The organism is Devosia sp. 2618, assembly GCF_040546815.1.
Taxonomy (GTDB): Bacteria; Pseudomonadota; Alphaproteobacteria; order Rhizobiales; family Devosiaceae; genus Devosia.
In genome coordinates, this window is sequence record NZ_JBEPOO010000001.1 from 4,020,125 (window position 1) to 4,038,061 (window position 17,937).

Annotated in this window: 19 protein-coding genes; 14 read left to right on the top strand and 5 right to left on the bottom strand. The window is 60.9% G+C overall.

What is annotated here, in order from left to right:
* The first annotated feature begins 101 nt into the window (after positions 1–101).
* From ABIE28_RS19900 to ABIE28_RS19955, 12 genes are read left to right on the top strand one after another with little or no spacing between them, the layout of a single operon-like run.
* On the top strand, positions 102–1,634 hold the full coding sequence (locus ABIE28_RS19900; protein WP_354066004.1) for an ABC transporter substrate-binding protein: 1,533 nt from the start codon (positions 102–104) through the stop codon (positions 1,632–1,634).
* 8 nt (positions 1,635–1,642) lie between these two features.
* On the top strand, positions 1,643–2,971 hold the full coding sequence (locus tag ABIE28_RS19905) for an LLM class flavin-dependent oxidoreductase (protein WP_354066006.1): 1,329 nt from the start codon (positions 1,643–1,645) through the stop codon (positions 2,969–2,971).
* Positions 2,972–4,003 carry an ABC transporter permease gene (locus ABIE28_RS19910; protein WP_354066008.1) on the top strand — a complete coding sequence of 344 codons (1,032 nt, stop codon included), beginning with the start codon at positions 2,972–2,974 and terminating at the stop codon, positions 4,001–4,003.
* Positions 4,003–4,944 carry an ABC transporter permease gene (locus ABIE28_RS19915; RefSeq protein ID WP_354066010.1) on the top strand — a complete coding sequence of 314 codons (942 nt, stop codon included), beginning with the start codon at positions 4,003–4,005 and terminating at the stop codon, positions 4,942–4,944. The genes ABIE28_RS19910 and ABIE28_RS19915 overlap by 1 nt, the downstream gene beginning before the upstream one ends.
* Positions 4,944–6,668: an ABC transporter ATP-binding protein gene (locus ABIE28_RS19920; RefSeq protein WP_354066012.1), complete on the top strand. Its 1,725-nt coding sequence runs from the start codon at positions 4,944–4,946 to the stop codon at positions 6,666–6,668. Before ABIE28_RS19915 ends, ABIE28_RS19920 begins: the two co-directional genes overlap by 1 nt.
* Positions 6,668–6,862 carry a hypothetical protein gene (locus ABIE28_RS19925; protein WP_354066014.1) on the top strand — a complete coding sequence of 65 codons (195 nt, stop codon included), beginning with the start codon at positions 6,668–6,670 and terminating at the stop codon, positions 6,860–6,862. The genes ABIE28_RS19920 and ABIE28_RS19925 overlap by 1 nt, the downstream gene beginning before the upstream one ends.
* A gap of 25 nt (positions 6,863–6,887) precedes the next feature.
* Entirely contained in the window at positions 6,888–7,247 is a 360-nt protein-coding gene (locus ABIE28_RS19930; RefSeq protein ID WP_354066016.1) for a rhodanese-like domain-containing protein, read from the top strand.
* A 54-nt stretch (positions 7,248–7,301) separates the two neighbouring features.
* Positions 7,302–8,642: an NtaA/DmoA family FMN-dependent monooxygenase gene (locus ABIE28_RS19935; protein WP_354066018.1), complete on the top strand. Its 1,341-nt coding sequence runs from the start codon at positions 7,302–7,304 to the stop codon at positions 8,640–8,642.
* Positions 8,643–8,648: 6 nt separating this feature from the next.
* Positions 8,649–9,869 (top strand): acyl-CoA dehydrogenase family protein, encoded by a 1,221-nt coding sequence (locus tag ABIE28_RS19940; RefSeq protein WP_354066019.1) that lies wholly within the window; start codon positions 8,649–8,651, stop codon positions 9,867–9,869.
* 12 nt (positions 9,870–9,881) lie between these two features.
* Positions 9,882–10,721, top strand: coding sequence for an isocitrate lyase/PEP mutase family protein (locus ABIE28_RS19945; RefSeq protein ID WP_354066021.1), 840 nt, complete (start codon positions 9,882–9,884; stop codon positions 10,719–10,721).
* Between the two features lie 23 nt (positions 10,722–10,744).
* The gene (locus ABIE28_RS19950; RefSeq protein WP_354066023.1) at positions 10,745–11,140 is read left to right on the top strand and encodes a rhodanese-like domain-containing protein; all 396 of its coding nucleotides are present in this window, start codon (positions 10,745–10,747) and stop codon (positions 11,138–11,140) included.
* A 5-nt stretch (positions 11,141–11,145) separates the two neighbouring features.
* Entirely contained in the window at positions 11,146–12,534 is a 1,389-nt protein-coding gene (locus ABIE28_RS19955; RefSeq protein WP_354066025.1) for an NAD(P)-binding domain-containing protein, read from the top strand.
* A gap of 38 nt (positions 12,535–12,572) precedes the next feature.
* On the opposite strand, the gene ABIE28_RS19960 is transcribed toward ABIE28_RS19955, so the two are convergent.
* Positions 12,573–13,022, bottom strand: coding sequence for an RrF2 family transcriptional regulator (locus ABIE28_RS19960; RefSeq protein ID WP_354066027.1), 450 nt, complete (start codon positions 13,020–13,022; stop codon positions 12,573–12,575).
* Between the two features lie 251 nt (positions 13,023–13,273).
* On the opposite strand from ABIE28_RS19960, the gene ABIE28_RS19965 reads away from it, so the two are divergent.
* Positions 13,274–13,726 (top strand): c-type cytochrome, encoded by a 453-nt coding sequence (locus tag ABIE28_RS19965; protein ID WP_354066029.1) that lies wholly within the window; start codon positions 13,274–13,276, stop codon positions 13,724–13,726.
* A gap of 40 nt (positions 13,727–13,766) precedes the next feature.
* A complete protein-coding gene (locus tag ABIE28_RS19970; protein WP_354066031.1) occupies positions 13,767–14,387 on the top strand; it encodes a site-2 protease family protein in 621 nt (206 codons plus the stop codon).
* On the opposite strand, the gene ABIE28_RS19975 is transcribed toward ABIE28_RS19970, so the two are convergent.
* From ABIE28_RS19975 to ABIE28_RS19990, 4 genes are read right to left on the bottom strand one after another with little or no spacing between them, the layout of a single operon-like run.
* Entirely contained in the window at positions 14,384–15,178 is a 795-nt protein-coding gene (locus ABIE28_RS19975) for a substrate-binding periplasmic protein (protein WP_354066033.1), read from the bottom strand. The genes ABIE28_RS19970 and ABIE28_RS19975 overlap by 4 nt on opposite strands.
* A 7-nt stretch (positions 15,179–15,185) precedes the next feature.
* Complete coding sequence (locus tag ABIE28_RS19980) at positions 15,186–16,034, bottom strand: ABC transporter permease (protein WP_354066035.1); 849 nt, start codon at positions 16,032–16,034, stop codon at positions 15,186–15,188.
* Positions 16,031–17,032, bottom strand: a complete 1,002-nt coding sequence (locus ABIE28_RS19985) for an ABC transporter ATP-binding protein (RefSeq protein ID WP_354066037.1) — start codon at positions 17,030–17,032, stop codon at positions 16,031–16,033. The genes ABIE28_RS19980 and ABIE28_RS19985 overlap by 4 nt, the downstream gene beginning before the upstream one ends.
* Positions 17,029–17,889 (bottom strand): substrate-binding periplasmic protein, encoded by an 861-nt coding sequence (locus tag ABIE28_RS19990; protein ID WP_354066039.1) that lies wholly within the window; start codon positions 17,887–17,889, stop codon positions 17,029–17,031. The genes ABIE28_RS19985 and ABIE28_RS19990 overlap by 4 nt, the downstream gene beginning before the upstream one ends.
* Positions 17,890–17,937: the final 48 nt, after the last annotated feature.

The following is a 17,937-nucleotide window of genomic DNA, read 5'->3' on the forward strand; positions in this document are numbered from 1 at the left end:
GTAGCCGACCGAACTTCTTTAATCCTATAAAAAAGATAGGATTTATCGAATATCAATCGGTGAGCATGATGGTTGGCATTTCTCGTAGACATTTCAATATCTTGGCGGCCGCTACAGCGCTTTCGACCTGGGCCGCGCCGCTCACAGCCTTCGCTGAAGCCAGTGGCACGGTCACCGAATATGCCAGTGAGCCAGCAGTGCTCACGCCGATTGATCGCAATGGGCCCGAGACGATCTCGGCCAAGATCATCGAAGGCCTGCTCGATCATGATGCTGATCTCAATGCTATCCCCGCGCTCGCTACGAGCTGGGAGCAAAGCGAGGACGCACTACGCCATACCTTCCATCTGCGTGAAGGTGTGAAATGGCATGACGGGAAGGATTTCACCTCTGCCGACGTCGCCTATTCGGTTTTGACGCTCAAGCAGACCCATCCGCGACGCAAGGCGACGTTTGCCAATCTGGTCGATGTCGAGACGCCTGATCCATTGACGGCGGTCCTGGTGTTCTCAAGCCCAGCGCCTTACCTCTACGGCGCTTTGGGCACCGGCACGCCGATCTTCCCAAAGCATCTCTATGAAGGCGTTGAACTCGCGACCAATCCGGTTCAGAGCGCACCTATTGGAACCGGTCCATTCGTGTTCAAGGAATGGGCGCGCGGCAGCCATGTGCTGCTTGAGCGCAATCCCAACTATTGGGCGGAAGGCGCGCCGCATGTCGAGCGTATCGTCCTGCGCTTTATCCCCGATATTGGCGCTCGTGTTGCGGCGCTCGAAACGGGCGAGCTCGACATTGGTGGCCCCGGCGTGCCGCTAGCTGACATCAAGCGGCTCAAGACTGTGTCGAACCTAGTGGTTGTCGACGACGTCAAAAATTTCGGCGGCGCGCATATCCAGTTCTTCTTCAATCTCGATATCCCGGTGTTGCAGGATATCCGTGTGCGGCAGGCTATCGCCCACTCGCTCGACATTCCCCAGATCATCACAACGGTATTCCAGGGGTATGCCAAGGCTGCGCCGTCGGTGATCGGGCCGAACCTGCCGGCGTTCCACGACGACACCATCAAGCCCTATGCCTACGATGTTGCGCTGGCCAACGCGCTGCTAGACGAGGCAGGGCATCCGCGTGGTGCCGATGGCATCCGTTTTTCCCTGCGCATCCTGCACAACGCCTTCTCAGAGCAGCCAGGCAAGGTTGCGGAGTTCCTGCGGTCGGCGCTTGAACCAATTGGCATTCGCGGGGAAGTGGTCAACTACGACTACGCGACTTACGTCACCAAGGTTTACACCGAGCGTGAGTTCGACATCGAAGTCGAGCAGTTGGCCAACGGGTATGACCCGACGGACGGCGTGCAGCGCGGCTATTGGTCCAAGGCCTTCAAGCCAGGCGTACCTTGGTCAAATGCGGCCCATTACAGCAATGCGCGCGTCGACGATATCTTTGAATCGGCCAGTGCGGAAGCCGATCCCGACAAGCGCAAGGCGCTCTATCTGGAACTGCAAAAGATCGTCTACGAAGAACTGCCATCGGTTGGCATCGCGGCACCCGAGAGCTTTGCCGTCTACAATGCCCGCCTCGACGGCGTGCTGGACAATCAGTCCAGTTCACGTGCGTCAGTTGTGGCCAAGAGCTGAGGCGGATCATGTCCAGCAAACAGCTCAAGCTCGTCACATTTCCGCTCACCGGGTCCGCCTCGCAGGCGTGGCGGCACCCGGAGGTCACTGCTCATGATGGCCTCGATATCAACTACTATATCGAGTTTGCCCAGTTGGCGGAACGGGGGCGGCTGGACGCGCTGTTTCTCTACGATGGTGCGGGGCTGCGCATCGACAACCCTGAAATCACCCAGCGCGTCTGGAGTGTTTCGGCGTTCGAGCCGGTCACGCTGCTATCGGCGATCGCAACCCATACCCAGCATATCGGCCTGATCTATACAGCCAGCGTCTCTGACAACGAGCCATCTGTTCTGGCCCGCCAGTCGGCCTCGCTCGACCATGTCAGCAAGGGGCGAGCCGGATGGAACATCGTCACGACACCCGGACCTGGTGCGACCAATTTTGGTATTCCAGCCGACGAGGACCATGACGAGCGCTATGTCCGAGCGCGTGAGTTTTACGATGTCGTGTCGGGGCTGTGGGACAGTTTTGAAGACGATGCGTTGGTCCGCGACAAAGAGAGCGGCATTTTCACCGACCTCTCCAAGGTGCACAAGCTCAACCATCACGGTAAATACTATACGTCCAAGGGTCCGCTGCGGGTGGAGCGTCCGCCACAGGGGCATCCGGTTATCGCACAGGCCGGCAGTTCTGGCGTTGGGCTCGACTTTGGCACTGCCGTCGCCGACGCGCTGTTTAGCGTCAACCTCTCGATCCAAGCGGGCCGCAGCTATTTCAAGGACGTCAAGGCGCGGGCCGTCGCGCATGGTCGCAACCCCGAAGACGTCAAGATCATCTCGGGTGTCGGCATCGTCTGGGGCGAAACGCAGGAAGACGCTGAGCGGCGTTTCGACGAGATCACCGCACTCTGGCCGTTGGAGGTGGCGCTCGGCAATCTCGGCATGAAGCTGGACAAATACGACCTCGATGGTCCGTTCCCGGACGCACCAGAAGTCGGCTTTTCGCAAGGCAAATCGCAGGCCATCATCAACTATGCGCAGGAGCAGGGGTGGACCGTTCGCCAGACGGCCTATCGGTTGGCTGCGAGCCTCGGTCACCGCATTCTCGTGGGGACGACCCAGTCGATTGCCGATGATTTCGAGACCTGGCTCAACACGGACGCCACGGATGGCTTCGTGCTGATTTTCCCACACGCCAAGAAAGGGCTCGAGCAGTTCGTCGACAATGTCGTGCCGGAATTGCAGCGGCGCGGACTGTTTCGCACCGAGTATGAAGGCAAGACGCTGCGTGAAAATCTCGGCCTACCGCGGCCGCAAAACCGCCATGTCAAAGCGGCCCAGCAGGCGGCAGAATAGATGGCTCTCTTTGATGAAGTGACTGCAAGGCTGGACAGCGGAGGTGCCCAACGCCTGCTTCGCCCCTTCGCCATCGTTGGCAAACGGTCCCTTCATGCCGTGCCGACAGTGCTTGGCATTGTGGTGCTGAATTTTCTGCTGCTGCAACTGGCACCGGGCGATGCGGCAACGGCAATTGCCGCGGAAAGCGGCGCAGCGACCGAGGAGATGCTGACCAATCTGCGGATGCAGTTCGGGCTCGACCTGCCGGTTGTCACGCAGCTATTCCACTATCTCAACGACCTTGCCCATTTCAGCCTTGGCATCTCGCCGCGCTTCAATGTGCCCGTGACGCAGATGATCTTTGAACGACTGCCGGGCACTTTGCTGCTGATGGGCACCGCGCTGGTCATCGCCGTTATTCTCGGCGTTCTGGCTGGCACCGTGATGGCCAGTTTTGCTGGCAAGTTGCCGGATCGCATTCTGTCGGTCGTGGTGCTGGCGTTTTATTCCATCCCGGCCTTCTGGATCGGGTTGATGCTGATCGTGCTCTTTTCGGTGACGTTGGGATGGCTGCCGAGCGGCGGGTCTGGGCCAGCCTGGTCGGATCAGACGGGCTTTGCCTGGGTGCTGGAGCGGCTGCGCTACATGATCCTGCCAGCCATCTCGCTGGGTCTGCTGTATGTGGCGATCTATAGCCGCATCACCCGCGCCTCGATGCTGGAAGTCCGCAATCAGGACTTCGTGCGCACGGCGCGTGCCAAGGGATTGCGGCCGCGCGAAATTACCTTTCGCCATATCCTGCGCAATGCGTTGATCCCGGTGACGACACTGGCGGGACTGCATTTCGGCGGCATCCTTGGCGGGGCCGTAGTGGTCGAGACGGTCTACAGCTGGCCGGGACTTGGTCGGTTGGCGGTCGAGTCCGTCATGGCGCGCGATTTCAAGGTGCTGATAGGCATCCTGCTGTTTTCCTCGCTGCTGGTGGTCTTGGTCAACATCCTGATCGACCTGCTGCACTCCCTGCTCGATCCACGCATTGAGGGATTGTGATGACCTCGCTCGATAAGTCCTCCGGGCTGCAAAGTGGTGACTGGGTCAATGTGCATCTGCCGGAATCGACCCGCACCGTAGCGAGCCTGCCTACCGCTCCATCCGGCAGCCGGGCGCTTAGAAACTTTCTGACCAACCCAGCAGCCATTATCGGCGTCGCCTATCTCGGGTTTATCGCCGTTCTGGCGGTGGTCGCACCGCTGTTATTTCCACGCGATCCCTTTGCGATTGTTGGTCAGCCTTTGCTCTGGCCGGGCCAGTTGTCCAACTTCCCGCTTGGCACCGATGGTTATGGTCGCGACCTGCTGACCGGTCTGGTGCATGGAACGCGGGTGTCATTGCTGGTGGGGCTCGCCGCGACGGCGCTGAGTGTGTCGCTGGGCCTCGTTGTCGGGGCGTTGGCTGGCTATTTCGGTGGGGTAACGGACGCGATCCTGTCGCGCATCACCGAGATCTTCCAAACGCTACCAAGCTTCGTGCTGCTGATCGTTTTGGTCGCCATCACCTCGACTTCGGTGACGATGATCATCATCGCGGTGGGGCTGATTTCGTGGCCCAACATTGCCCGGCTGGTGCGAGCGGAGTTCCGGTCGCAGCGGCAGGCCGAGTTCGTCACCGCCGCGCGGAGTCTCGGCTATGGCCATGTGCGCATCATCTTTTCGGACATCCTGCCCAATGCGCTGCCGCCTATCGTAGTGACAGCATCGGCGATGATCGCTTCGGCTATCCTGATGGAGTCAGCCCTGTCGTTCATGGGGTTCGGCGACCCCAATGCAGTGTCGTGGGGCACCATGATCGGGGCAGGCCGCGAGTATCTGCGCACCTCCTGGTACCTCACAGCCATCCCCGGCTTTGCCATCGTGCTGACTGTCCTCGCGATGAACCTGGTGGGCGATGCGATCAACGACGCGCTCAATCCACGCCTGCTGGAGGCTCGCTGATGTCCACTCTGCTGAAAGTCGACAATCTCTCCATCAGCTTTCCCCGCTCCAATCCGGTGAACAGGCTGAGCTTTTCTATCGCTGCCGGCGAAACGGTGGCCGTCGTTGGGGAGTCTGGGTCTGGAAAATCGCTGACGGCATTGGCCGTGATGGGACTGCTGCCGCAAGCGGCGAGGATTTCGTCGGGGTCTATCCAGCTTGATGGGCGCGATCTCGTGACGTTGTCTGAGGGCGAAAAGACAGATCTACGCGGCAATGCCGTGTCGATGATTTTTCAGGAGCCAATGACGTCGCTCAATCCGGTGATGACAATTGGTCAGCAGATTGCTGAAGTGGTGCGGCGCCATCGCGGAGCGTCCAAGCGGCAGGCCTGGGAGCGTGCCGTCGAAATGCTCGAGCGTGTTCACATTCCTGATGCGCGCAACCGCGCCCACGACTATCCGCACCAACTGTCGGGTGGCCAGCGTCAGCGCGTCATGATTGCCATGGCTATCGCTTTGGAACCGCGCCTGTTGGTCGCCGACGAACCGACAACCGCGCTCGATGCAACCGTTCAGGCGCAGGTTCTGGATCTGCTGGATAGCCTTCGGCGCGATCTGGGTATGGGCCTGCTTCTCATTACCCATGATCTTGGCGTGGTAGGGCGTTGGAGCGATCGCGTCGTGGTCATGCATCACGGCGAAAAGCTCGAGGAGTTGACGACGGACAATCTCGATGTGCCGGGCCGCCATCCCTATACGCAGGGGTTGATGCAAGCCTCGGTGCGGCTGGCTGATGGTGTGCACTACAGCGCAACATCGCTGGCGGAGATCAAGGTGTCGCGGCGCGAGGGCGGCGGAGACTATGCCTATCTGGTCAAACCGCCCCAACACCGCAGCGTCGTGCCGCCAATTGCCCCCAAGGCAATCTTGCAGGTCGACGATCTCAGCGTCGACTATCGGTCTCGATCTGGCCAGAAACGTGCGCTTGATGGCGTGTCGCTGACCCTTAAGGAGGGCGAGACACTCGGCATTGTCGGCGAGTCCGGTAGTGGCAAGTCGACCCTCTCCAAGGCGATCATGAAGCTGGTGCCGTCGTCAGGCAGCATCAATTTCCGCGGTCAGGATATCACGAGCCTTTCCGTGCGCGCGTTCCGGCCGCAGCGTCGTCACCTGCAGATGATCTTTCAGGACCCGTTTGGCTCGCTCAATCCACGCAAGAGCGTGCAGCAAATTCTTGAGACGCCACTGGTCGTTCATGGTTTCAGAGATCGTCTGGTGCGCCAGCAGCTGGTGCGCGAGACGCTCGATCATGTCGGGTTGCCCGCTGGTGCTGCCGAACGGTTTCCGCATGAATTTTCCGGCGGACAGCGCCAGCGCATCGGTATCGCGCGCGCGCTGATCCTGCGGCCCTCGCTGGTGATCTGCGACGAGCCGGTTTCGGCGCTTGATGTGTCGATACAGGCGCAAATCCTCAACCTGCTGGTCGATCTCAAACAGGAACTCGGCCTTTCCTATCTGTTCATCTCGCACGACCTGGCTGTGGTGCAATTTATCTCCGACCGCGTGTTGGTGATGAAGGACGCGCGCATCGTCGAAACGGCCGATCACCGCCAAATCTGGCATGCGCCGCAGAGCGATTACACCCGCAAACTCATCGCCGCCGCCAGTGGAGGCGATGCCGCCCCACGCCGCGTGGCACAGCGTCGACCCGAACTGGACGTTCGGACACTGGAACACCTTTGATGACGTTTCCTACCCTACCGATCACCCCCAATGCCGAACGGAAAGCCATGGTCGATGGCCTGAGGGACGTCGGCGAGACGCTGCCAATTCGCATCGCCTGCAACTTCAATTTCGGCACCCGGTTCATCATCGGGCCCGGTGCCAATCTCGATGCTGGCAGGATTGCCGCCCGCATCACCAAGCCTGCTGCCTGAACTTACTCAAAGAGGAAACTGACCAATGACCACGCGTACCCATACCCGCCTTGATGGCCCTGCCGCTCTTGCCGCCTTTCACGAAGGCGCTCTGCTGATCGACGTTCGCAGCGAGGCCGGACGCCAGAAGAACGGCGAAGCGCATGGCGCCATCGTCATACCAAAGACTGACGTTGTCGACGCCGTGACCAAGCGACTGGCGCGCACCAATTCCGAGCAGAAGATCGTCATTTTCTGCGGTTCGATCAAAGGCTCCGAGCCGATCATCGACCAGCTCGAAGCCGCTGGTGTCAGCAATATTTATGACGTCGACGGCGGCTTCGACGCCCTTACTGGCGAGAACGGCCTGACGCGCATCGAGCGCCCGGCTGCAGTCGCGGCGTAACGTACTGGCGGGGCGGTCAACCGCGCCGCCTCCATCTATCAAGGGAGTGCCGCCATGAGTGCAAAACGCCAGATCCGGCTAGCAGCCTTTATTTATTCCGGCCAGACCGCGCAGGCTTGGCGGCACCCCGATATTACCGCGCATGACCAGCTCGAGATCGAGTATTTCGTCGACTATGCCAAGACCGCCGAGGCCGGGCTGTTCGACACGCTGTTCCTCGCGGATTCAACCATTGTGCCCAAGGCTCCAGACCATGTGCTGGAGACTCTGTGGAGCACCAGCCAGTTTGAGCCGGTCACGCTGATGGCTAATCTGGCAGCACACACCGAGCATGTGGGCTTCATCTACACGGCGTCAGTGTCGGACTATGATCCGTCGCTGCTGGCCCGGCAGGCCGCCTCGCTTGATCATCTGAGCCACGGCCGCGCTGGATGGAACCTCGTGACATCCAACGGGCCCGCCACCAAACGCCTTGGCATTGCCGAGGATGAGGAACACGGCGAACGCTATGAACGTGCCTACGAATTCTATCGGGCGACGACCGCCCTGTGGGACAGCTTTGAAGACGATGCCTTCATCGTCGACAAGGAACGCGGCGTTTATCTCGATGTTGCCAAGCTGCACCGGCCCAATATTGAGGGACGTTGGTACAAGGTCACGGAGCCATTGCGCATCGGGCGACCGCCACAGGGGTATCCGGTTATCGCCCAAGCCGGTAGTTCCGAGACAGGGCGTGATTTTGGCGCGCATGTCGGCGATGCGATTTTCTGTTCGAACCTGTCGCTCGAAGGGGCCAAGGCTTTCTATAAGGACGTCAAAAGCCGGGCCGTCAAACATGGCCGCGAAGCTGATGACGTCAAGATCATCACCGGCACCGGCGTCATCTGGGCGCAAAGTCAGGCCGAGGCCGAAGAAAAAGCCGACCTCATTGCGAGCCTGCACCCCATCGATGTTGCGGTGCGCAATCTTGGCATCGATCTCACGGGCTACGACCTCGACGAACCATTCCCCGTAGAGAACCGCAATGCACATGGACCGGGCACCGGCCGTGCCCAGGTTATCACCGACTATGCCGTGGGCAATGGCTGGACGATCCGCCAGACTGCGCAGCGCCTTGCCTCAACCCTGACCCATCGGTTGATTGCTGGCACCACTACCCATATTGCCGACCAGATCGAGGAGTGGTTCGAGGCCGAAGCAGCTGATGGTTTTGTCATCATGTCGCCGTTCCTGCTCAATGGCTTCCGGGACTTCATCACTCATGTTGTTCCCGAACTGCAGCGGCGCGGCCTCTATCGAACTGAATACGAAGGCAAGACGCTGCGCGAAAATCTGGGCCTGAAACGTCCTGAAAATCAGTACGTGCGCTCTGCCCGCGCACAGGCAGCGGAGTAGAACGCGATGACCCAACCTCTGCCACTACGCCGCCCAGCTCTCGATATCGGGTCGACGCTCCCAGAAGCCCTTCTGGCTGAGTTTGCCGCTGCATCGTCACGACGCGACGCAGAGCGCGCGCTGCCCTATGAAGCTGTCGAGCAGCTCAAACAAAGCCGCTTCGGCGCTATCCGTTTGCCGGTGGAGTTAGGCGGGGCCGGCGCAACGCTCGAAGAGAGTGTCGGTGCGATCCTGCAGTTGGCCATCGCCGATAGCAATATTGCCCATATCTGGCGCAACCACTTCATGCTGGTCGAACGTCTGACCCTGCATGGCGTGACCAATCCTGTGCTGCGCCAGCTGCGGGATGATGTTGCCAATGGCGCTTTGATCGGCCTGGCGGGCGCAGAAGCCGTCCGTACGCAGGCCGGTGGCTCGATTGCCTCCGGTAGCAAGGTCGTTGCCGATGGCGAAGGGTACCGTTTCTCGGCGCGGAAGGTCTATTCAACGGGGTCGATCTTTGCCGACTGGATCGTCACCTATGGCGAGCTTGAAGACGGCACGCGCGTCAACATTGTGGTGCCGCGCTCCCGCGAAGGGATCACGTTGATCGATGACTGGGACGGCATGGGCCAACGCCTCACCGGCACTGGAACGACCATATTCGACAATGTGGCCATCGCGGCCAATGAGATCGTTCACCCGAGCGATCTCAAGCCGCACCTCAATTTCATGAGCTCCACCATTGCGCAGCTGGTGCTGACGACCGTTATCTCTGGCATTGCAGCTGCCATAGCGCGGGACGCGACCGCCGTGCTGCGCAATCGCGATCGTACTTTTTACTACGCCCCCACAGAACTGGCCAAGGAAGACCCGATCCTGCTGACCTTGTTGGGACAGTTGGAAGCGGAGGCCTTCGGCGTCGAGGCAATCGTGCTTTCGGCCGCTCGATATCTTGACCGCGCGGCGTTGGCGATCGATGGCGCTGAAGACGCGCTGCCGGCCGTCGAGGCCAGTGCTCTGGCAGCCGCCAAAGCCAAGGTCGTGGTTGATGCATTGGCGCAACGAGCAGGCGGGGCGCTGTTTGACGTTGCCGGCGCATCGGCGACGCTGCGCAGCCTCAATCTTGATCGGCACTGGCGCAATCTGCGCACCGTCGCCTCGCATAATCCAGCAAGCTACAAGGCCTTTGTCGTCGGCAATCATGTGCTGAATGGCGTGCCTGTTCCTGCCCAAGGCCTGTTCTAGGGAGCAGTACCGATGACCACACCTGTCGATAACCGCCGCGCCGACCGTTTCTTTGCGTTGCATGAAGGCTTCTTTGTCATCCCCACAGTCTGGGATCGACTTTCGGCACTTGCCGCGCATCAAGCCGGCTTTGATGCCGTCGCAACCTCGAGCGCCGCCCTGGGCTACGCCAATGGCTATCTCGGCAGCGAGCGTCAGCCCTTTGCCGAGGTGCGCGATCGCTTGGCCGCCATTGTCGAAGCGGTGCCAATTGCCGTCTCCATCGACATGGAAAATGGTTATCCGGAATGGACCGGCGATGTTGGCGACAGCGTCAGGAGCATCGTTGATGCCGGCGTCGTCGCCGCCAATATCGAGGATAGCAACGGCGACCACAGTGCTCCATTGGTCGATGCCGATGACCATGCCCGCGTCATCGCTCGTGCCCGCAAGGCGGCCGACAGCACCGGCCAGCGGTTCTTTATCAACGCCCGCACCGACATCTTCCTGTCATCACCGCTGCCACCCGTCGAGGACGCAACCGCGGAAGCCATTCGTCGGGCCAGGATTTATGCGGCGGCCGGCGCAGACGGCGTCTATGTGCCGGGGCGCAATCTAAGTGATGCCGTTGTTGAGCGGCTGGCAGCCGAGATTCCTGTGCCGATTACAGTTCTGGCCCCTTCGCGGCCCTACGCGCATTGGGCGGCGCTGGGTGTTCGTCGTGTATCGCTGGGAACGTCCGTTATCCGCTCTGCCTATGCCGCGATTGTCGGCCAGCTGAGCGCAGCGCGAAGTGGCATTGATACCGCGCCACTGGTCGATATCGATGCGGCGCTTCTTGATGCTCGGCAAGAGCTTGCCAAGTCAGCCTAAGCCTAAATTGAACAGGAGATGTCATGGCAGCCCTGATTAGTGAAAACCACAAGGGACAGGCAGAGCAATTTCCTCTGCTGATTACCGCCGAACAGTCGATGGCCGCGTTGGCCGATGGTGCGTTGCTCGTCGATATTCGCGCTGGTGCGGGACGGGTGCAGCAGGGGTATTTTGGGGTCGGCATTGCGGTTGAAAAGAGCGATCTGCTGACGGCATTTTCGCCAAGTTCACGGCTACGGCGACAGGATTTGCCCAGTGGAAAGCCCATCCTCTTCTTCTGTTCGAGCGATGTGACAGCGATGCGGTTTGTTGAACTGCTGCGGGGGATCGGCGTTGCCAATGCCTGCAACGTGGCGGGCGGCTATCAGGCGCTGTTGCATGCCGGAATTCCACTGGCCGGGACTGTGGACGGGAAATAGCGGGCATGTCCCATCACACCAAGGCGGCGCCCGCGTCGCCGTTTTCTACGAGCACACCATCCTGGGTTGCCTCGGGTGACCCGCTTGATGTCGTCATCGTCGGGGGTGGGCAGAGCGGATTAGCGATTGCCTTTGCGCTGAAGCTGGCAGGAATTGACCGTATAGTGGTGCTGGATGCGGCGCCACGCGGTGGCGTTGGGATTTGGACCACCACCGCGCGCATGCAGACGCTTCGCACGCCAAAATCCATACCTGGTCCGGAGCTTGGCCATGTTGCGCTGTCGTTTCGCAGCTGGTTTGTTGGACGCTTTGGCGAGGCCGAGTACGACGCCATCGACCTTATTCCGGTCCGCACCTGGCAGGATTATCTCGACTGGTTTCAGGCGGAACTTGGCATAGAGGTCCGCTATGGCCATAGGGTGGTCGGTGTCGAGCCGGGATCGCTTGGCGTTCGCCTGAGGGTCGAGACGACGTTGGGACCGCACGAATTGATCTCCCGTAAACTTGTCTTGGCTACGGGCATCGATGGGCTGGGTGGGCCCTACATACCGGACGACATCCTGACCCGTTTCGCCCCTGAGCAGTACGTCCACACGGCCGATAGTGTCGACTACGCGCGCTTTGCGGGGCGAGACATCGGGGTGGTTGGTGGATCGGCATCGGCATTCGATGCGGCAGCAACGGCGCTGCAATCGGGTGCGCGCTCGGTGCACTTGCTCAGCCGTTCGCGCGAATTGGCTATCGCGTCTGAAGGACTGGTTCTGCCGGGTTTTACTCCGGTGCAGACGCTGCATCATCTCCATTCGGATGCTACGCGCTGGGACATCGTATCGACCGCACGGCGACGTGGTTCGGTACCGGCACGGTCCGTGGCACGCGCCAAGGCCTACGCCAACTTCCACCTGCATCTCGGATATGGCACGGACCGTCTCTCGCAGGCGCAAGGCGGCATCGGCTTGTCGACCAACGGTGGTCCTGTGCATCTGGACAATCTGATCATCGGCACAGGCTACCGCACCGATCTGGCACTACGTAGCGAGCTCGCGACGGTGCTGCCAGCGACCCTGTTGTGGAAGCACTGCCATATCGGCCCCAATTCTGCTGACGCTTACTGGGGCGAGTGGCCCTACCTTGGGTCGGGGCTGCAATTGCTGCCGCGCGACCCCCACGCTGATGGCTGGGTGGAGGCCATCCACGCCTACACTTACGCCGCCATCCTCAGCCACGGACTGCATGTTGGAGACATCGCGACGGCTCATATTGCCGTGCCACGACTGGTGGCGGCCATCACTAGTGATCTCTTTCGGGCTGATCAAGCAGTCTATGCCGAGCGCGCGTTGAGCGGCGCCCACAAACTCGCCACCCTCTATGCACCGACGGAGCGCGCATCATGAGCCATGATCAGCTCACCAGAGGCCTCATCGAAACCTGATCACTCAGGGCAAGGTATTTCCAGCAGGTCGTCGAGTTGCATCTGGGCCAGAACATCGGCCAGCGTCTTGTTGTCGAGAACATCGCAGATCGCCTGACGCACTTCGAGCATCATGCGACGGACTTCGCACGACTTCTCGTCACAATCATCACAGCGCTCATAGCGAGATGAGCTGGCGCAAGCGATGGGCGCCAGCGGTCCGTCAATAGCGCGAACGACAAGGCCCATATTGATCTGTTCAGGGGCACGAGCGAGCCGGTAGCCGCCGTCCTTGCCCTTGCGACTGACAACAAATCCGGCGTTGCGCAACTCGCCGAGAATAGCTTCGAGAAACTTCCGCGGGATGTCGCGTGCCGTGGCAATATCGCTGAGCGAGATCATTTTTTCTGGCTGAGCACCGGCCAAAAAACTTAGCGCTTTCAGGCCGTATTTGCCCTTTCGAGTCAGCATTAATCGACGCCCACCTAAACCTGGATTTCTTATCCTATAAAATCTCTAGGATAAAAAGGGTGGGCGAAGAAAAATACCGCTTGCTGTCGGTCGTTATACTTCCGCTTCCAGCAAGCTAAGTAACGCATGGCTCGACATAATTCGATGCGGGCATCGACTTTTGGTTTTTTGCCGCCTAAGCTTTTAATCGTTCTAATTTAGACCATGACGCTGGGATCAGGAGGCGACTTGGCTAATAACGGGAGGAACCAATGAACCCCGATTTCAACAAAACCTCGATGCGCCAGATCATGGCTGTCGGCCTTGCTGCCGGTACGTGGCTGGGGCTTTCGGCTTTTGCGGTTGCGCAAGGCGATGCCAAGCCGGTGGAGCATCCGGCGACTTATACTGCCGATCAGGCCGACCGTGGGGAGACGGCCTACAAACGTTACTGCGTTGAGTGCCACGGCGATGACTTGCGCGGTGGGTTGCTGGGTGGGGCGCCGCTGCGTGGCCAGAGCTTTGAAAGCAAATATGTCGAGGGACCCGCCAGCTCCTTGTTCGAAGTCATGAGCGAGACCATGCCGCCGGATGCGCCTGGGCGTTTTTCGGCCAGCGGCTATGCCGACATGATGGCCTATATCCTCAAGCGCAATGGATTTGCCGAGGGCGCGCCACTGCCGTCCGACGTCGACGCGCTTTACGATCTGACCATTATCAAGTGATCGCCTTTGGACGCGGTTCTCTCCTTGGGGAGGGATCCGCGTGATCGGCTCGGAACTGACGCTGCAACTGGTGGCGCTGCGCCTGTTGGCGGGCGTCGTGATGTTCACCGCGCAGGGCGCTACCATTGCCGCAATCGCGGGGCTGCTCGGCGACAAGGGGCCGCGCTATGACGGCCGGCTGACGCTGATGCCCTTGCGGCAGATCGATCTGCTGGGGCTGGCCTCGACCATGTTGACCGGGTTTGGCTGGGGGCAACCGGTGCAGGTTGATCCGGGCCAACTGCGGTTCGGGCGCTGGGGTCTGGTGATCGTCGCCTTGGCGGGCAGCGCGGTGCTGCTTCTGATCGGCTATCTGATCCTGTTTCTGACCATTCCGCTGCTGACCATGCTGCCCTATTCGGCTGGGGTGACGGCGGCCGCCTTCGTTCGCGTTACGGCGCGCTTGTGTGTGTGGATGTCGCTGTTCACGCTCTTGCCGATTCCGCCTTTGGCCGGTGCCCATCTGCTCGCGGCGGTGGGTATCAAGCTGCCGCGTTCGGTGGGCGTGTGGATCGGCGTTGTGCTGCTCGTGGCGTCATTTTTCGGCATTACCAGAATGGTGCTGACGCCCGCCTACAACATTATCGCTCCGCTGGTGATCGGCACCGAACTGGCCGGTTAGTCGATCGGCTTGACGCCGTAGCGGTCGAAAATGGCCGCAGTGGTGCCGTCAGCGTCAAGCGCTGCGAGTGCGTCGGTGATGGCGCGCTTGAGAGTGATGTCGCCCTTCCACAGCCCGAAGACCAGATGATAGCGGGCGAGTTGCGGCGATACCCAGGCCACCGTCAGGTTGTTGTCTTCCGCCAATGCCGCCGCCAGCATGGCCTCGGTGACGCCTGCCTCGAACTTGCCCGAGGTTACGCCTTCGGCAAGGGCTGCGGGCGTTGAAACGACATGGGTCTTGGCGCCCTCGGCGCGCAGGTAGCTGGCCAGCCCGATGCGGTCGAGACCTGGGGCGAGGGTAAGCGCGCCGACATTGAGGTCCTTGAGCGAGGCCAGTGGCTTGGGCGAAATCATGGCCCAGCCGGTGTCGGAATAGGATGGGCCGGTTTCGAGGAATGAGCGGGTTTGGTCGGAGTCGACGACCCCGCCGGCGATCACCTGGCACTGGGCGCGATTGAGGTTCCAGTTGCGCGGGTTGAAGTCACGGCCCATGGCATTGTTGGTGTAAATCCCCAGCGACACATTGAGGCGCTTGGCGACGGCCTGCAGCAGTTCGATGTCAACGCCGGGCCGTTCTGGATCGCCCGTCACCAAGGGCGGATAGCTGGGTGGCACGCAGACCTTGAGCATGGCGGTGGAGTGCACTTCGGACAGCGAGGTGTCCGGCGGCAGCAGGGCAACCGCAAACAGCAATAGCAGAACGAGGCCCACACCCGAGAACTGGCGCAGTACGCCTAGGAAACGGGCCATCGACGCCTCACGCCCGGCTGAAGTCGCGAAGGGCGATGGCGAACAGCACGACCCCCGAGACGGCCATGACCGTGACCCCGATCCATGGCGAGAACTGGTGGTAGTTGATCAGCGCGCCGCGCAGGGCATCGACCGCATAGGTCAGCGGGTTCCACTCAACGATGGTGACCAGCCAGTCGGGATAGACCACGCGGGTCTGGGCGCGGGACAGTGCCGGATCGAGTGGAAAGATTGAGCTTGAGGTGAAATAGAGCGGCAGGATGACGGCGTTGGAGAAAATGCCGAAGCCTTCAAAGGAGCGGATGCGGTTGGCGATCACCACGCCGAGGCAGGTGAGCGAGAAGGCCAGCATGGTCATCAGCACCAGCGCCCACAAGATATTGCCCCAGGTCAGCGGCACATCGGCGAAACGCGCCAGGACCAAAGCGAGGCAGCCGTGGAGGACTGCGACGGTGGTGCCGCCCAGGACCTTGCCGAGCAGTACTGTGGCGCGGGAAAGGGGCGAAACCAGCACCTCGCGCAGAAAACCGAATTCGCGATCCCAGATCACCGAAACGGCCGATTGCACCGAGGTGAACATGATATTGAGGGCGATGACGGCGGGGAAAATGAACTGCAGATAGGTGAAGGGCACGACGAAGGTGACCTCGCCATAGACCTCGCCGCGGAAGTAGGGATTGAGCCCGATGCCCAGGATCAGCACCCAGAGAATGGGTCGGCTGACGCCGCCGATCAGCTGGCCACGATCGCGCATGGCGCGCATCACTTCGCGCAGCCAGAGGCCATATAGCCCGCCCAGTTGCACCAGCAGCCATGGCCGGCGTTTGGCTCGTATGCGTGCAGAGGCCATGCTCATCGTGTGTGTTCCCCCCCTCGGCGGCCAAAGGCGGCGGTGCGCTCGCGGACGTCGGCGGCGCGGTCGCGCAGTTCGCGTCCGGTCAGTGACAGGAAGACCGTTTCAAGGCTCGGGACCTCCTTGGTGAGCGCCACGACGCGCGTGCCAAATTCGGCAAGGAAGGTGGCGACGAAGGCTTCGTCGGAATTGAGCGCGATCTCGGGGCCGGTTCGATGCACCACGCGGTCGGCGTAGCGTTGCAGAATGTCGGCGCGATCCTGATCGGTGGCGGGAACGACGCGCAGCAGTTGTTGCCCATGCGCATTTCGTAGCGTGTCCGGTGTATCGATGGCGAGCACTTTGCCGTGGTCGATGATGCAGACCCGGTCGCAGTTTTCGACTTCTTCGATGTAGTGGGTGGTGACGACGACGGTCAGACCCAGTTCGGCCTGCAGGCGATGGATATAGCCCCAGATGCGATTGCGGGTTTGTGCGTCGAGCCCGACGGTGGGCTCATCGAGCAGCAGGATTTCGGAATCGTGGATCAGGGCGCGGGCGATTTCGAGGCGCCGCTTCATGCCGGACGAGAGAGTGCGTGCGGTCTTATCGGCCCAGTCGGTCAGCTCGACCAGCGCCAGCATCTCGTCGATGCGTTCCTTGCGCAGCTTGCGCGGTACGCCGAAAACCAGACCGTGCAGGTTAAGGTTTTCACGGACGGTCAGCCGGTCATCAAGGCTGGGTTCCTGAAAGACGATGCCCAACCGACTGCGAGCCTCAAGCGCGGCGCGCACCACATCGCTGCCCGCGACCTCGGCGACGCCGCTATCGGGGGCGAGAATGGTGGAAAGGATGTGCATCAGGGTGGTCTTGCCGGCGCCGTTTGGGCCGAGCAAAGCGAAGAGTTCGCGTTCGCGCACGTCGAAGCTGATCTCGTCGAGGGCGAGCGTGCGGCCATAGCGTTTGGAAACGGCGTCGACGCGGATGGCGGGCGTGGTCGATAGCGTTGGACTATCCGTCATGGCGCTACCGTTGCCGGAAAATCGAAGCTCTCAAGAATTTCCGCCAATGTGCCGTCGGCGCTGAGGGCGGTGATGGCCTGATCGACGGCGTTGCGCAGGAATGTGTGGTTGGACAGCGCAATCGCGCCGACGCCAAGCGAGGTTGGCGGTAGTGGCGTTGAGGCCATGGTGTGGAAATTGGCGTAGGCTGGGTCGCTGCGTTGCTTTGCCCAAAAACTTGGCGCCCAGACGAGGGCAACATCGACGGTGCCGTCCACCAGAGCCTGCAGCGCCACGTCATTGGTGCCGTAGGGATAGGTCGGCCAGCGCTTTTCGATGGGTAGGGCGGTGAGATAGGAGACGAGACGCAGGTGGGCCAGACTGCCCATGGTCGCGGCGATGGCACGAGATGGTGCAAGGTCCGCAAGCTGTTTGAGGTCTGGACCGGCGGTGACGAAAATGTATTGCGTTTCGTAATAGGCGCGCGTCAGCGTCAGCCAGTTTTCGTAGCCCTCGGGGATCAGCTTGAAGCCCATATGGATGTCGCAATGCTCGAGCATCACGGCATAGACCTTGGTGATGTCCTCGGAGAGCATGTCGCTTTCGACCACATAGCGTTGTGGTTCGAGCAGGAGCGCGGCGGCAATCGCGTCGGCGATTTCGCCGGCCACTTCCCAATCGGGATCGCGGTGGTCGATGCAATAGCGAAGCTGGGATTCGTCCAGTCGCCGGCCGACGTTCCACTGGCCATCGGCAAAGGGCGTGTCGAAGAATTCTGGCTGCTGGGCCGAAGCTGGCAGCGTCATGGCCATAGGGGCCGTCAGTGCGAGGATCAGAAGCGAACCCGCCAAGCGTGAGAACGTGGAGGCTACGCTCAAAACCAAACCTCATTGGTATGCCCGGACGGAACCGGAAAAATCCGATCC